A 14,013-nucleotide genomic window follows, 5' to 3' on the forward strand; every position below is an offset into this window, starting at 1 on the left:
GGCGGGGGGCGGGGCCGGTTCGGGATCGGCTCGGGATCGGCTCGGGTTCGGGATCGGCTCGGGCGGGCTCGCGTTCGCTCAGTAGTACATCTGGTACTCGTCGAGGAAGCGCGACCAGAAGCCGTCCGCGTCGGAGAACGGCACCGGGTCCCAGCGCCTGGTGTCCTCGCGGATCAGGTTCTCGGCCCCCTCCCAGTCCTCCGGGGAGGGCAGCTCCTCGGTGCGCGTCGGCGCCTCCGCCATCACCTTGTAGAGCACGTAGGCCAGCGAGGACAGATCGCTGTTGACCAGCTCGTGGTCCACGCCCAGGTCCGGGGCGCTCCGCCAGATCGTGCCGTCGTCGAGACTGACGAAGGTACGCCCGCCCATCATCCAACCGAGCTGCTGCAACCGGCCCTTGGGGGTGTCCACGGGCTCCGGGACCTCGTCCGCCTCGGTGACGCAGCTGTCGTCGGTCTCGGGATCGCGGTCGATCACCGAGGTGAAGGCCTGGAACAGCCCGTCGGAGTGGCAGACCCCGATCTCGGTGGCGAACCGGACGTCCTCCGGATCGCTCCACACCCGCTCGGCGAACTCCCGACGAAACCTGACCAGCGCACCCCGCGGCTCGGTGTCGACCACCCGCTGCCACTCGACCGCTGTCAGCACGTCCGCCACCCCGTCTGCCCTGGCCTGGCCCGGCCCGGCCCGGCTAGTAGTACTCGATGTACGAATCCATGAACTCCGACCAGAACCCCTTCTTGGACGCGAAGGGGATCCGGTCCCAGTTGTCCGTGTGCTCGCGGATGACCTCCATCGCCGCCTGCCAGTCCGCGACGCCCGGAATCTCCATGTCGCGGGTGGGGGACTCGGCCTCCAGTTTGTACAGCACATAGGCCAGCGAGGAGAGATCGCCGTTGATCAGCTCGTATTCGCCCTCGTCGTGCCGGTCCGGATGGCTGATCCAGATCCCGCCGTCACCCAGGTCGACGTACAGGTCTCCGCCGTACAGCTCACCGAGCTGCTGGAAACGGCCGTGAGGGGTCGCTACCGGATCCGGGACGTCCTCGCGCGGGGTGAAGGCGATGTCCGGCGTCGCCGGATCGCGGTCGATCAGCGAGGTGAACGGACAGAACAACCCCTTGGCATAGGAAACGCCCACTTCCGTCGCGAACCGCAGATCCCCGGGGTCCATCCACACCCGCCGCGCGAACTCCGGTCGGAATCGCAGGAGCGCTCCTCGCGGAAGGTTCTCCACAACCCGCTGCCACGCAGCCGTCACCAGCACGTTCGCCCTCCCTCGGTCGGGTTCCGGCGGCCCGGGCGGAGGGCTCAGATCGTGGCCCAGTGCTCCAGGAACCGTTCCCAGTAACCGTCCTTGTCGGCGAAGGGGATCGGGTCCCAGCGTGTGGTGTCCTCCCGGATGAAGCCCTCGGCGTCCAGCCAGTCCCGGGGGGTCGGATTCGCCTCGGCGGGGCGCTCCACGTCGAGCTTGTAGAGCAGGTACGCCAGCGAGGACAGATCGCCGTGGATCAGTTCGTGGTCCTCGTAGCCGTCCGGGTCCTTCACCCAGATCCTGCCGTCCTCCAGGCCGACGTACAGCCGTGCGCCGAACACCGATCCCAGCCGTTGGAGACGGCCCTGCTCCGTGTCCACCTGCAAGGAGGCCCCGTCCGGCAGCGGTGGCAGGAAGGCCATCCGGGGACTGTCCGGATCGTTCACCGCGAGCTCGGGCTGGATGCGGAACAGGCCCCGGCAGTACGGCAGTCCGACCTCGCTGGCGAATCGAGCGTCCTCGGCCGCCGGCCACACCTCGGCCGCGAACTCCGGCCGGAACCTCAACAGGTGGCCACGGGGCAGTTGCCCTTGAACGATCCGCCAGTCCACAGCTACCAGCACGGTCCCGGTTCCCTCCAGGCTGAGTTCACTTGCTTGCCCGGCGATGCTATCCGGGCCCTCCGGTCGAAGGCGTCAGATGCCCTGACGTTGCCTGCCGCCCCCGGCCTGCGCCTGGGCCTGCGCCTGGGCGTACTGCTGGGCTCCCCTGGCGTCGAAGTCGGCGGTGCCCATGGTGCCGCCGTAGTTTCCGGCCTTGTGGTCCTGGGTGAGCTGGTCGACGTAGGCCGAGTGACCGAGGTCGCGTGTCTCCTTCGGCGTCGCACTGGTGTAGTCCACTCCGTGGGAGACCTGGAGATCAGGGTTCTCCCTCTTGAAGTAGCGGCCGAGCCACAGGTCGCAGTTGGACCCGATCTTCCCGTCGTCGCAGGGCGCCCGCTCCGTGTACACCTCCCGGACGCCGGAGGCCTTTCCGGCGCGCAGGAAGGGTTTGCCTATGGAGCGCTCCGAGTGGTTGCGCGCGTAGCTGCTCCGGCCCACGACGGCGAACTCGTTCCCGCTCTCGTCCCGGTACTTGAGCGCGGCGTAGTTGCCGTGGCCGTAGTCCCCGGTGGCGCGCCTGGCCTCCTCGGTGGCGTTCGAGAGCTCGGTGGGGCCCTTGATCTTGTTGCTCTTCACCCTCAGCGCGTTCGGGTCGTCCGGGGCGAACCGCTCCCGGTCCTTCTTCCGCGTCATCCTCCGGGCGTTGAAGAGCTCGTCCATCTCCTCGTCGGTGGGGTCCCTGACCTGGTCGTGCTTGTCGATCAGATTGCCCAGCGCCTTGCGGTCGTCGTTCGACAGGGCGTGGAGGGCGCCGTTGTCCAGCCTTTCGACCTTGCCGTCGTCGTGGATGAAGTACTTGCGGAGGCCGCCGGTGACCTCCTTCTCGTTGGCCTCGGTGTTCTCGGCGACCCGTTCGAAGCCGTGGCCGACCGAGCGGACGGCGCCCTCGGTGGTCTTCGCGATCTTGCGGACGGCGGGCTTGAGACCGTCTTCGAGAGCCCCCCGGACCCGTTTCCCCAACGTCATCGCGACCGCACCGCCCCCGTGCCGGTTATAGGACAATCGTCACAGGATGCTCGCACGGCCTCTGACGGAGCGTCAACGCATTGGCTCTCAGGGCCAGTTGGAATTCCCGGAGGTCCCTGTCGCCGCAGCGGCTGCCCCCTGTCGCAGGGGGCCGGTACGCTCGGCGACGTGAGCACACAGCAGGTGGAGAAGGCGCTGCTGGCCCGGTTCGGAGAGGCCGGGCTCCAGCGGTTCCCGTACGCCCCCGGCGGGGAGTTGAGTACCCGTATCGGCCTGCCGCGCGAGGTCGATCCCTACTTCGAGGCCGAGGAGGACGCCCAGTCCCCCGACGAGCAGCACCCGCTCGTCCTCGGCCACGATCCGGCCGCACCCATCCAGCTGGCCGGCGACGGCTCGGTGGTCCTGGACTACGGCCGGATCAGCCTGCCGCCCCGCGCCGTCAACGCCGCCCTCCCGGCCTTCGCCGCCGGTCTTGTGGCCCTCGACGAGGCGCTTCCACGGATCCGCGAGGCCTTCCAACAGCACGGCCAGGACGCCGCCTTCGACGAGTACCGCCTGCTGCGCGACCAGTTGACGGCCGACGACCCCAGTGCCTTCGCCGAGCGGGAGAACTGGTGGCCGCTGGTGCTGGACGACATCCGCCACCAGCTGCTGGCCCCCTTCTCGGCGGCCGTCGAGTACATCGACCGGGAGACGGGCGAGAAGAGGATCCTCACCGCGCAGACCGCGCCGGGCCTTCCGCATCCGGAGGAGATGCTGGCCGACCAGCTCATCGAGGCCGGCGTCAGCGGCCAGGACGTGGTCCGGGTCTACTCCGAGCTGGAACCCTGCCTGATGCCCGGCCACTACTGCGCGCTGTGGATGGCGAACGGCTTCCCCAACGCCGAGTTCACCCACCGCTTCGACTACGGGACCACCGCGGAGTCACGCGAGGAGGGCGTCAAGGAGCTCATCCAGTACCTCGTCGACCAGGCCGAGTCCGAGTCCAGGCGATAGGCGGGCCGCCCAAGTGAACGCCGACGACGGCATACCCCGCCGGCTTCCTCCCCTCGGCGCGGGGCGGCGGCCCGCTGGACTGGCGCTGCTCCGCTGGCTGGAGGACCCCGCAGCGCCCCGCCTCTGCCTCCTCGCCGGGTCGCCCGGGAGCGGGCGCACCCACCTGCTCTCCTGGCTGGCCACCGCGGGGCTCGACCCGGCCGCGCCCACGCCGCACAGGCCCCATGCGATCCTCCCGGCGGCCGGGCACACCGTGCGATCGGCCTCGTGGCTGCTGGCCGAGCAGCTCAACCTGACGGGCGGCAGCGCGGGCGCCGAGGCGGAGACGCTGGTCGCGGAGATCGCCGAGGACACCCGGCCGGCCGTATTGCTGGTCGCCGAAGTGGATCGCTCCGCCCGTCCTGCGGAGCTGATGTCCCGTCTGCTGCTGCCGCTTGCCGGGCTGCCCCAGGTGCGGATGGTCGTGGACGGAGTCGGACCGCAGGCCTTCGACGGCGCCGGCGGCGTCCTCGCACCGGCGGTGCTGGACCTGGACGACGAGCGCTGGACGGACCGGGACGCCTTCGCCCGCTGGTACGCGGCCCTCCCGGGGAGCCCGGAGAGCGGCGAGCCCGCTTTCGGCCCGGAGGAGACGTATCCGAACCCCGGGCTGGCGCAGCTGACGCGGCTGGCAAGACGCTCGGCGAGCGTGAGTGCGGGCGCGGGTGCGGGCGGGGGTGCAGGTGCGGGTGCGGCTGCGCTGGACGCCTGGTGGGCTTCGATCCCCGGGGAACTGCGGCCGACGATCCTGGCGTTGGGGGCGATCGCGCCCGAGGGGGCCTCGGCCGACCTGGAGGAGTGGGCGCTGCTGCCGGGCAGCGGAGGCGCCGAACTCGTCCACCGGGCGGCCGCTCTGCTGCCGCCGGACACCCCGAGCCGGGACGCCTGGCGCCTGCCGCACGGACTGCCGGCGGCCCAGGCCGCCTCGTGGTCGGCCGGAGCCGGCGACCACGAAGCCGCGCTGCTCGCCCTGGCCCGGTCGGTACCGCGGACGGCGGACGGCGGGCTCGACTTCGCCGCCGCCGGCCCGCAGCGTCTGGGACGTCTCCTCGCCCACGCGGTACGTGCGGGGCGCAGCCGGGAACTGCTGGGGGACGTGGTCTTCCTGGCCCATTCCGATCCGCTCGCCGTCACGGCGGCCTTCGAAGCGGATGGCGCTGACGAGCCGTCCGTCGAGGCCGCGGCCGGCCTCGTGACCCACCTGCGGCGGGCCTGGGCGGATGCCGGCCGTGCGCTGCTGGCGGCCCCTTCGGCGGGAGAACGTGCGGCGATACTGCGCCTCCGGGTGCTCGGCGGGACGGCCCAACCGGCAGCGGACCCGTTGCTCGCCGTCTCGGACGAGTCGGGCGGCCCCGGATGGCACGCCGAGTGGGCACGCTGGGACTTCGGCGCGGCGACCGCCCTCACCCTCGGGCGGCACCGGCACTCCGGTCAGCTGCTGGTCTCCGACGAGGAGGGCGCCGTACGCGGACTCGACCCCGAGACCGGAGCGACCCTCGCCGAGCACGGCCGACTGGCCGACTTCGCCCCCGCCGCTCTGCTCTGCGCCCCGGACGGCGAGATCGTCCCGCTCGACTCACCGCTCGCGGATCCGGACGAGGGCGCCAAGGGAGTGGTCCGCTGGGGCGAGCACGCCGAGCGGCTGCACACCGGCCCGGTCAACTGCCTGGCGGCGGTTCTGCTCCGGCCCGATCCGGAGGCCGATCGGGGGATCCCCCTGCTGCTCTCCGGGGGTGCGGACGGCACCGTCCGGCTCTGGTCACCGGGCTCGGCGCCGGCGCCCGCAGGAACCGCGGACTCCCGCCCCTCGCCGGTGACCGCGGTCGCCCTCGCGGACCCGACCGGCGCCACCGCCGTGGCCTGGGCGGACGGAACCATCCGGGTCGGCACCCTGGAACTTCGCGTCGGCGCTCCCGCCGTGGCCCTGACCTTCACGTCTCCCACGACCCTGGTGGCGGGACTACCCGACGGCTTGGTCGCCATCAGACTCCACGCCTGAGCCTGCGTTGCCACGCGGACTCCGCCGCCGGATGCGGACCGCGAACAATCTCGGCGGCTACGCCGCCAGGTGCTGGTTCGCCTCCGGGTCGTGATCACGACCGCGCCCGCCGCCGGCGCGCCCGCGCGATCCCCGCCCCCGGCGCCCGCCGCGACGTTGCCGGGGCAGCTCCCCGGCCGGGCCGGCCGGGCCGGCCGCCGGCACCGCCGCCGCCAGCGCCGGTCCGATCCGCGTCGCGGAGAGCCGATGGGCCGACGGCACCAGCAGGGCCATCGCGAGCGGCGCCAGCAGCAGCACGGTCGCCGCCGCGAGGGCGTACCCGCCGATGATGTCGGACGGGTAGTGGACGCCCATGAAGACCCGCAGGAACCCCTCGGCCAGCGCGATCCCGCCGGCGATCAGCCCGTACTTGCGGTGCACCAGGAGCAGCCCGACGGCCACGGCCATGGTGAACGTCGCGTGGTCGCTGGCGAAGGAGCCGTTGGCGGCGTGCTCGACCAGCGGCTTCACCTGGTCCGGATACTCGACGAACGGCCGCGGCCGGGCGACCAGCGCCCGTACCGGCACGTTCAGCATCAGCGCGACGACGCCGCCCAGCAGTGCCCAGGAGACCCCGGCCACCGTGTTCAGCGGGCGGGCCTGGCGCCGGGCCCACATCCAGGTGACGACGACCATCGCCACCGAGGCCAGCGGCAGCCCGTACTCGCCGCAGAAGCTGAGGAAGCTGTCCAGGAACCCCGGAAGATGCCCGGAGATCCCGTTGATCCCCTCGACCAGGGCGGCGTCGGGACTACCGTCCGCCATCAGGACCTGCACACCGCACCTCCACGTTCGTCCTCGGTAGTCGGCCCGGCTGCCACGTCGGGGTGGCGCCCGGCTTTCGTCCGGACCAAGTGTCCTCCTCCGCCGACGGACACAACGGCGCGAATGGCACATAGGGTTCCGGAAGCCCCGGAAGTTACCAGAACGTGACGCTCAGCTCACCGCACCGCCACAGCTGTGCGCTGCGCCGCGCTTCGCCGCCCGCCAGGGGCGCCCCGGCTCACCCGGTCGCCGGCGAGGCGCCGTTCGCGATCGAGCCGTCCGGCTGGAGGGCCGGCAGCGCCGACGCCCCGCTGGCGGTGACCCGGGTGGCCCCGATGTAGTCCGGCTGGAAGACGGGGTCGTACCGCACCGAGGCCCCGGTGTGCGGGGCGTCGATCATGTAGCCGCCGCCCACGTAGATCCCGACGTGGTGGATGCTCCGCGGATCGTTGAGGTCGGTGGCGTAGAAGACCAGGTCCCCCGGCTGGAGCTGGCTGCGCGAGGGGTGCGGCCCGGCGTACCACTGGTCGTTGGCCACCCGGGGCAGCTTGATCCCGACGCTGGCGTACGCCGCCTGGGTGAGGCCCGAGCAGTCGAAGCGGTAGCCCTGCGAGGCCAGCCCCTCCCCGCCCCACAGGTACGGGGTGCCCAGCTTGCTCTGCGCGTAGTAGATCGCCCCGGCGGCCTGGCCGGAGTAGGAGACCGTGGTGGTCGCGGTGAAGCTCTGCGCGAGCGACTTGATCCGCGTCACGTAGTTCTGGGTCTGGCTGATTCCCGGCACCCCGTCCGAGCTGATCACGGCGTACGGCCCGGCGTTGTACGCGGCGAGCATGTTGGACACGGGGTCGCCGGCCTCCTTGGCCACCTCCTTGGCCAGCTCGCAGTCGTATTCGGCGGCGGAGGGGATGGCGTCCTGCGGGTCCCAGACGTTCGCCGTCCCGTCGCCGTTGGCGTCGATGCCGTGGGTGGCCCAGGTGCCCGGCATGAACTGGGCGATGCCCTCGGCGCCGGCGCCGCTGACGGCCCGCGGGTTGAAGCCGCTCTCCTGGTAGAGCTGGGCGGCGAGCAGCGGGGGCGTCAACTGCGAGCAGCTCCTGCCCCATTGCTGGATCAGCCCGGCGTAGGCGGAGGGGACCGTTCCGGTGGCGAGGTTGCTCGCCCCGTTGGCCGTGGAGAGCGAGCCCGCCGCCGTGTAGGTGCCCACGACCAGCAGCGCGAGGAAGGCCCCGAGCATGGCCGCTCCCGCTCCGGCGGCAAGCCAGGCGCGGCGGAGTACCATCAGCAACGCCCCGAAGGGGCGTACGCCGGACCGGGAGATGACTGTCCGTCAAAGGGGGCGCGCAGTACGGCAGATCGCACAAGCATATGCCCCCTGTACACGCCGGGCGGAGGTGCTGGAATCATCGCATAGTCTGACCCAGTACGTTGCTGAGCGCAATCAGCGGTGATACACACAGTAAACGGTAGGCTCCTCCGTGCGGCCGCGGTCCCCATGCGGGCCATCCTGGCCCACACGCCGCAGACCTCACAGAACATCCTGCGAGAAGCAGCCAAGTCGACATCAGTTTTGGCCGACAATAGGGCAGTCCCTTCTCCGGGCCGCGGTGAAGGGCCTTGAATGCGTGATCGGGCGGGTGATCAACACATGTATCTGAGCGCGAGCAAGGGCGACATCAACACCATCATCGGTGGCATCGCCCCCAACTGGGGACCCTTCGCCAGCCTGGGCTCCGAGGCCCGGACCATGGTCGAGGTCGTGATGGCCGTGGCCATCCTGGCCTGCCTCGCGATCGCCATCTGGGGCGCGGCGAAGCAGCGGATCGGTGCCACCGCGCTGCGTGACACCTTCAGCGCCGAGCAGGGGAAAGGCCTGATCATCGCGGGCCTCACCGGCGTGTTCATCATCGGATCGCTGGGAACACTGTTCACCATTGTGTATGGGATGGCGATCTGACGAACTGTTAAGCCGACAATCCATCAGATCACCGGTGTCCCATGGCACTCTCCCACCAGGGGAGCGCACCGTAGCCGGGCGCGCTGCCCGTCCCTCAGCGCAACCGTCCCGTCCCCCGAGTGACAGCACCAGATCTGCCGGAGCCGCCCGACACCAGTGACACCGCCCACCGCTGACAATGCCTACGCCCGCTTCCCTCAGCTCCCGTTAGCCAGCGGGACCCGTCCTTCCCTCGTCCCAGGAGGGCCGCCGCAGATGTCGTCCTTGCCGCCCGACGAACAGCCGCAGACCCGTACCCGGCTACCTGTCGGCGACCCGGCGGCCGGCGGTGCGCCCGTGCACCGGCGGCTCCGCACGCTCGCCGTGGTGCTGGGCGTGGTGGTCGTGCTGGTGGTGATCGTGGCGGTGGTCAACCGCGGCAACGGTCCCGGCAGCGGCGCGACCGCCGCGAGCGGAGGCTCCGCCGACGGCGCGTCATCGGCGCCGACGGCCCCGACCGGGACCAACCCGGTCAGCACCACGAGCAACGGGATCGCCACGGGCTTCCCCCAGACGGAGGAGGGGGCGCAGAGCGCGGCGGCGAACTACTCGGTCGCGCTGGGGTCCTCCGACATGTACGTCACGAACACGCGGCACACGATCCTGAGCACGATCGGCGACCCCGCGGTGACAGCCGGTCTGCAGGCCCAGTCGGACCAGGCTTACGAACGCCAGGCGAAGAGCTTCGGCCTGCAGAACGGTCTGCCGCCCACCGGAATGACCTTCGTGTCCCGCACCATTCCGGTCGGCACCAAGGTGGACTCGTACGACGGCGGAAAGGCCACCGTCGAGATCTGGGCGAACTCACTCGGCGGTCTGGCCGGACAGGGCTCCACCAACCCGGTGACTGAGTACTGGTTCACGGACGTCTTGCAGCTGCACTGGGTGAACGGCGACTGGAAGATGTCCGGCTACTCCCAGAAGGACGGCCCAGTGCCGGTGACCGGCAGCCAGACCGTCTCCAACCCGGACTCCATCGCCGGCGCGGTCAACCAGTTCGGGGGGTTCCGCTATGCGCGGTGATCGCAAGCTGCTGCGTGCGGGAACGCTCGGGTCCGCTCTGGCGGTGCTCCAACTGACCGTGCTCACCATCGCCAACGCGGCGACCGCGGCCCCCAGCCCGTCGGCCACCCCCTCGGCAACGCCCTCCGCCGGCAATTGCGGTGACCTGATCGGGTTGGGCAAGTCCCTCTGCGATCAGCAACACGGCACCGGCGGCAGCATCGCCCCCTCCAGCAACCCCCTCGACCCCCTGCAGTCCCTGGCCCAAGGCTGCGCGACCGCCGCCGCCTGGCTGGTCCGGAAGCTCTCCGGGGCGATCGACTCGACCACCCAGATCGACTTCACCAACACCCAGTTCCTCCGCCAGTACGCCGTCGTCTTCGCCGCCTCGACCTTCCTGACCCTGATCCTCTGGCTGCTGGCCGTGGCCAAGCGGGCGGTCCGGGGCGTGCCGCTCTCGACCGCCTTCGGCGAGGCGATCGGCTTCCTCTGGCTCACCGTGATGGCCTCGGCCTTCACCCCGCTGGTCCTGTACACCGTCGTCACCGCCACCGACGGGCTGACCTCGGCGATCGCCGCCGGCACCCGGGCGGACACCAGCACCTACCTCGGCACCTTCGCGGACACCCTGCAGAAGGGGAACCTGGGCGGCGGCCCGATCATCCTGATCGTGGTCTCGCTGGTGGCCGTGCTGGCCGCCGCCGTGGTCTGGATCGAACTGCTGATCCGGGCGGCCATGATGTACGTCGGCGCGCTCCTCGGCACCGCCGTCTACGCCGGGCTGGTCGACCGCGAGCTCTGGCGGCACGTCAAGCGCTGGGCCGGGATCATGATCGCGGTCGACCTGATCAAGCCGGTCATCGTGATCGTCCTGGGCCTCGCCGGGGCGGTCGCGTCCAACGCCGGGGCGAACGACGCCCTGTCCACCGTCCTCTCCGGGCTGGCGATCCTCTTCCTCTCGATCTTCGCGTCCGCTGCGATCTACCGCTTCATCCCCGGCTTCGGCGACGACATGATGGCCCTCCGCCGCGCCCGCTCGCACGCGGTCAGCGCGGGACAGGCCGTGGTCAACGGGCCGGCCAACTTCATGAAGCAGGGCATCAGCACCCACGGCGGCCGCTCCGATCAGAACGGCGACGGCGGGTCGTCCGGAGGCGCGAGCGGCGGCTCGGGCGGCTCCGGCGGGATCTCCCCCGGCGTCGCCGCCCACAGCACCCGTACGGGCGGCGGCCCGGGTGCCTCCGGCGCCACCGGCCCCTCCGCCCGCTCCGGCCCCCGCCGCAGGCGAGCCCGCCTCCCGCGCCCCGAAGCACGATCGCAGGCAGCACCACCGGCAAGTCCGATAAGGGGGGCACCCGCTGATGAGCGCTCAATCCGCCGAGATCCCGTATCAGCATGTCCGGCGCACCTATCTGATCGGCCGGGCCCGGCCGAACGCGATGATCGGCCGCAACCGCGAGCCGGGCGAGGTGCTGCTGATCGTCATCGGCGCCTTCATCGGCATGATGTGGGGCATCCTGGTCCCGATCCTGCCGGTGCGGATCATCGGCCTGGTCGGTTTCCCGCTGCTCGCCTTCGCCATCGTGTACGTCCCCTACCGGCGCCGGACCTTCTACAAGTGGGCGGAGATCGACCGCACCTTCCGCCGGCTCAACCGCTCCGGCGGCGCGGTCTGGCGCTCCTCGGCGATGGAGGCCGGCACCCGCTTCGACGGGCGCGAGGTCGAGGTCGGCCCGCCCCCCGGGATCGGCCGGATCCGCTGGCTGTCGGCCCCCTTCGGCCCGGACGAGATCGCCGTCCTCCTCCATCTGGAACGGCGGACCGTCACCTCGGTGATCGAGATCGAGGGCCCCGGCGTCGGCCTGCGCGACTCCGAGGACCAGGAGGCGCTGGTCGAGCGGTTCGGCACGCTGCTGAAGCATGTGGCCAACGGCGACGGCTTCGTGACGCGCCTTCAGATGCTCGCCCGGACCCTCCCCGCCGACCCCGACGCCCACGCCAAGGACGTCGAGCGGCGCGGCGACCCCAAGTCGCCGCCGTGGCTGCAGAACTCCTACGACCAGCTGCAGAACATGGTCTCCACCTCCTCCGAGCAGCACCGCGCCTACCTGGTCGCCTGCATGCACTACAACCGGGACCTCGCCGCCGAGGCCCAGGCCATGGGCCGGGCCGGCGGCCGCCGCTCGCGCGGGGACGAGGGCCTGGCCGCGGTGATGGCCCGCGAGATGACCGACATCTGCGCCCGCCTCGCCGAGGCCGACATCCGCGTCCGGCAGCCGCTCGGGCAGGCTCGCCTGGCCTCCCTGCTGCACTCGATGTACGACCCGGACCACCCGATCGACCACGTCCAGGCGATGTCCCAGCGCAACGCCTGGCCGGCCGAGCTGGACGCCACCGAGGCCAACTACCTCCAGGCCAAGACCCGCGAGTCGGCCACCCGCGAGCCGTGGTGCCACGCCACCTCCTGGATCAAGGAGTGGCCGCTGACCCCCGTCGGCGTCAACTTCCTGGCCCCCCTGCTGGTGCACACCCCGGACGTGATCCGCACGGTCGCCGTCACCATGGACCTGGAGCCGACCGACATCGCCATCGAGCGGATGCTCACCGAGAAGACCAACGACGAGGCCGAGGCCAGCCGCGCCGCCAAGATGAACCGCACCGTCGACCCCCGCGACCTGGCCCACACCGGCCGCGTCGACCAGCGCGGCCAGGACCTGGCCTCCGGCGCCGCCGGCGTCAACCTGGTCGGCTACATCACCGTCAGCTCCCGTACGCCGGAGGGCCTGGCCCGCGACAAGCGGACGATCAGGGCCTCCGCCGGCAAGAGCTTCCTGAAGCTCGAATGGTGCGACCGCGAGCACCACCGGGCCTTCGTCAACACCCTTCCGTTCGCCACCGGAATCCGCCGCTGAAGGAGGCACCGCCATGTCAGCCCCGCTCAGCGGTCTCGGCAGTCTGACCGAGGCGTTCACCAGCTTCCTCTTCGGGAAGGTGGAGACCACCCGGCTCCCCGTACGCACCTCCACCGGGCAGGCCCAGGCCATCTACCTGCCCACCGCCGCCCCCGGGCTCGGCGACTCCGGCGTGATCATCGGCCGCGAGGTGTACAGCGGCAAGGGCTACGTCTACGACCCGTTCCAGCTCTACGGCCAGCAGCTGCCGGCCCCGCACTGGCTGGTCCTCGGCGAGTCCGGAAACGGCAAGTCCGCGCTGGAGAAGACCTACGTCCTGCGCCAGCTGCGGTTCCGCGACCGGCAGGTCGTGGTGCTGGACGCGCAGGGCGAGGACGGCGTCGGTGAGTGGAACCTGATCGCGGAGGCGCTGGGCATAACCCCCATCCGGCTGGACCCGATGTCCGCCCTGGAGGGCGGGATCAAGCTCAACCCGCTGGACCCGGCGATCACCTCCACCGGACAGCTGGCCCTGCTGCGCACCATCATCGAGGTGGCCATGGGCCGCCCGCTGGACGAGCGGGCCGGCTTCGCCCTCAAGGTCGCCCACGCCCATGTGCTGGCGGCGGTGACGGAACGTCAGCCGATCCTGGCCGACGTCATCGACAGCCTGCGGTCGCCGGCCCCCGAGTCCGCCGAGCCGCTCGGCGTCTCGGTCGAGGAGATCCAGACCTGGGGCCTGGACGTCGCCCTGGTCCTGGACCGGCTCGTCGACGGCGACCTCCGCGGGATGTTCGACGGACCGACGGCCACCGACATCGACCTGGACGCGCCGCTGATCGTCTTCGACCTCTCGCACATCGACCGCAACTCGATCGCCATGCCGATCCTGATGGCGATCGTCGGCGTCTGGCTGGAGCACACCTGGATCCGCCCGGACCGCAAGAAGCGGATCTTCCTGGTGGAAGAGGCCTGGCACATCATCAACTCACCGTTCGTGGCGCAGCTCTTCCAGCGGCTGCTCAAGTTCGGGCGGCGGCTCGGCCTCTCCTTCGTGGCGGTGGTCCACCACCTCTCCGACGTGATCGACGGGGCGGCCGCGCGGGAGGCAGCGGCCATCCTCAAGATGGCCTCCACCAGGACCATCTATATGCAGAAGGCGGACGAGGCGCGGGCCACCGGCCGGGTGCTCGGCCTTCCCCGCTGGGCGGTCGAGATCATCCCGACCCTCTCCCCCGGCATCGCCGTCTGGGACGTCAACGGCAACGTGCAGGTCGTCAAGCACATCATCACCGAGCACGAGCGCCCGCTCGTCTTCACCGACCGCGCCATGACCGAGGAGGCCATCATCGAACGCGATATGGCCGCCAAGAAACTGGCCGACGACCCAGCGGCATGAGGCGCGA

14 protein-coding genes are annotated in these 14,013 nt (G+C 71.1%); 6 read left to right on the forward strand and 8 right to left on the reverse strand.

Annotated elements, in window-relative coordinates:
• Nucleotides 1-78: 78 nt before the first annotated feature.
• The 4 genes from BS73_RS18545 to BS73_RS18560 all read right to left on the reverse strand — a co-directional run bounded on the left by BS73_RS18545 (nt 79) and on the right by BS73_RS18560 (nt 2,883).
• Nucleotides 79-648 (reverse strand): SUKH-4 family immunity protein, encoded by a 570-nt coding sequence (locus BS73_RS18545; protein ID WP_161789676.1) that lies wholly within the window; start codon nt 646-648, stop codon nt 79-81.
• Nucleotides 649-691: 43 nt separating this feature from the next.
• Nucleotides 692-1,267 carry an SUKH-4 family immunity protein gene (locus tag BS73_RS18550; RefSeq protein ID WP_084704178.1) on the reverse strand — a complete coding sequence of 192 codons (576 nt, stop codon included), beginning with the start codon at nt 1,265-1,267 and terminating at the stop codon, nt 692-694.
• Nucleotides 1,268-1,311: 44 nt separating this feature from the next.
• Entirely contained in the window at nt 1,312-1,878 is a 567-nt protein-coding gene (locus BS73_RS18555) for an SUKH-4 family immunity protein (protein ID WP_161789677.1), read from the reverse strand.
• Nucleotides 1,879-1,950: 72 nt separating this feature from the next.
• Entirely contained in the window at nt 1,951-2,883 is a 933-nt protein-coding gene (locus tag BS73_RS18560) for a nucleic acid/nucleotide deaminase domain-containing protein (RefSeq protein ID WP_084704180.1), read from the reverse strand.
• A 168-nt stretch (nt 2,884-3,051) separates the two neighbouring features.
• Between BS73_RS18560 and BS73_RS38280 the strand changes: the two genes are divergently transcribed.
• Complete coding sequence (locus BS73_RS38280; RefSeq protein WP_161789678.1) at nt 3,052-3,879, forward strand: nucleic acid/nucleotide deaminase domain-containing protein; 828 nt, start codon at nt 3,052-3,054, stop codon at nt 3,877-3,879.
• 13 nt (nt 3,880-3,892) lie between these two features.
• Nucleotides 3,893-5,917 carry a hypothetical protein gene (locus BS73_RS18570; RefSeq protein WP_037573986.1) on the forward strand — a complete coding sequence of 675 codons (2,025 nt, stop codon included), beginning with the start codon at nt 3,893-3,895 and terminating at the stop codon, nt 5,915-5,917.
• A gap of 57 nt (nt 5,918-5,974) precedes the next feature.
• Here BS73_RS18570 and BS73_RS18575 read toward each other — a convergent pair whose 3' ends face one another.
• Both BS73_RS18575 and BS73_RS18580 read right to left on the reverse strand, forming a co-directional pair.
• Nucleotides 5,975-6,721 carry a phosphatase PAP2 family protein gene (locus BS73_RS18575; RefSeq protein ID WP_037580116.1) on the reverse strand — a complete coding sequence of 249 codons (747 nt, stop codon included), beginning with the start codon at nt 6,719-6,721 and terminating at the stop codon, nt 5,975-5,977.
• 238 nt (nt 6,722-6,959) lie between these two features.
• A complete protein-coding gene (locus tag BS73_RS18580) occupies nt 6,960-7,955 on the reverse strand; it encodes a bifunctional lytic transglycosylase/C40 family peptidase (RefSeq protein ID WP_322987277.1) in 996 nt (331 codons plus the stop codon).
• A gap of 411 nt (nt 7,956-8,366) precedes the next feature.
• Here BS73_RS18580 and BS73_RS18585 point away from each other — a divergent pair, with 411 nt between their 5' ends.
• Both BS73_RS18585 and BS73_RS18590 read left to right on the forward strand, forming a co-directional pair.
• Nucleotides 8,367-8,675, forward strand: a complete 309-nt coding sequence (locus BS73_RS18585; RefSeq protein WP_037573988.1) for a hypothetical protein — start codon at nt 8,367-8,369, stop codon at nt 8,673-8,675.
• Nucleotides 8,676-8,930: 255 nt separating this feature from the next.
• Nucleotides 8,931-9,737 carry a hypothetical protein gene (locus tag BS73_RS18590; protein ID WP_037573989.1) on the forward strand — a complete coding sequence of 269 codons (807 nt, stop codon included), beginning with the start codon at nt 8,931-8,933 and terminating at the stop codon, nt 9,735-9,737.
• A 174-nt stretch (nt 9,738-9,911) separates the two neighbouring features.
• Here the strand turns inward: BS73_RS18590 and BS73_RS40725 are convergent, their stop codons facing one another.
• Complete coding sequence (locus BS73_RS40725) at nt 9,912-10,319, reverse strand: hypothetical protein (RefSeq protein ID WP_037573991.1); 408 nt, start codon at nt 10,317-10,319, stop codon at nt 9,912-9,914.
• Between the two features lie 522 nt (nt 10,320-10,841).
• Nucleotides 10,842-10,967 carry a hypothetical protein gene (locus BS73_RS40730; RefSeq protein WP_322987278.1) on the reverse strand — a complete coding sequence of 42 codons (126 nt, stop codon included), beginning with the start codon at nt 10,965-10,967 and terminating at the stop codon, nt 10,842-10,844.
• Nucleotides 10,968-11,077: 110 nt separating this feature from the next.
• Between BS73_RS40730 and BS73_RS18600 the strand changes: the two genes are divergently transcribed.
• Together BS73_RS18600 and BS73_RS18605 are read left to right on the forward strand one after the other, a co-directional pair.
• Nucleotides 11,078-12,628, forward strand: coding sequence for an SCO6880 family protein (locus BS73_RS18600; RefSeq protein WP_037573993.1), 1,551 nt, complete (start codon nt 11,078-11,080; stop codon nt 12,626-12,628).
• A gap of 13 nt (nt 12,629-12,641) precedes the next feature.
• Nucleotides 12,642-14,006, forward strand: a complete 1,365-nt coding sequence (locus BS73_RS18605; protein WP_037573994.1) for an ATP-binding protein — start codon at nt 12,642-12,644, stop codon at nt 14,004-14,006.
• Nucleotides 14,007-14,013 lie beyond the last annotated feature (7 nt).

The sequence above is a fragment of the Phaeacidiphilus oryzae TH49 genome (assembly GCF_000744815.1).
Taxonomy (GTDB): Bacteria; Actinomycetota; Actinomycetes; order Streptomycetales; family Streptomycetaceae; genus Phaeacidiphilus; species Phaeacidiphilus oryzae.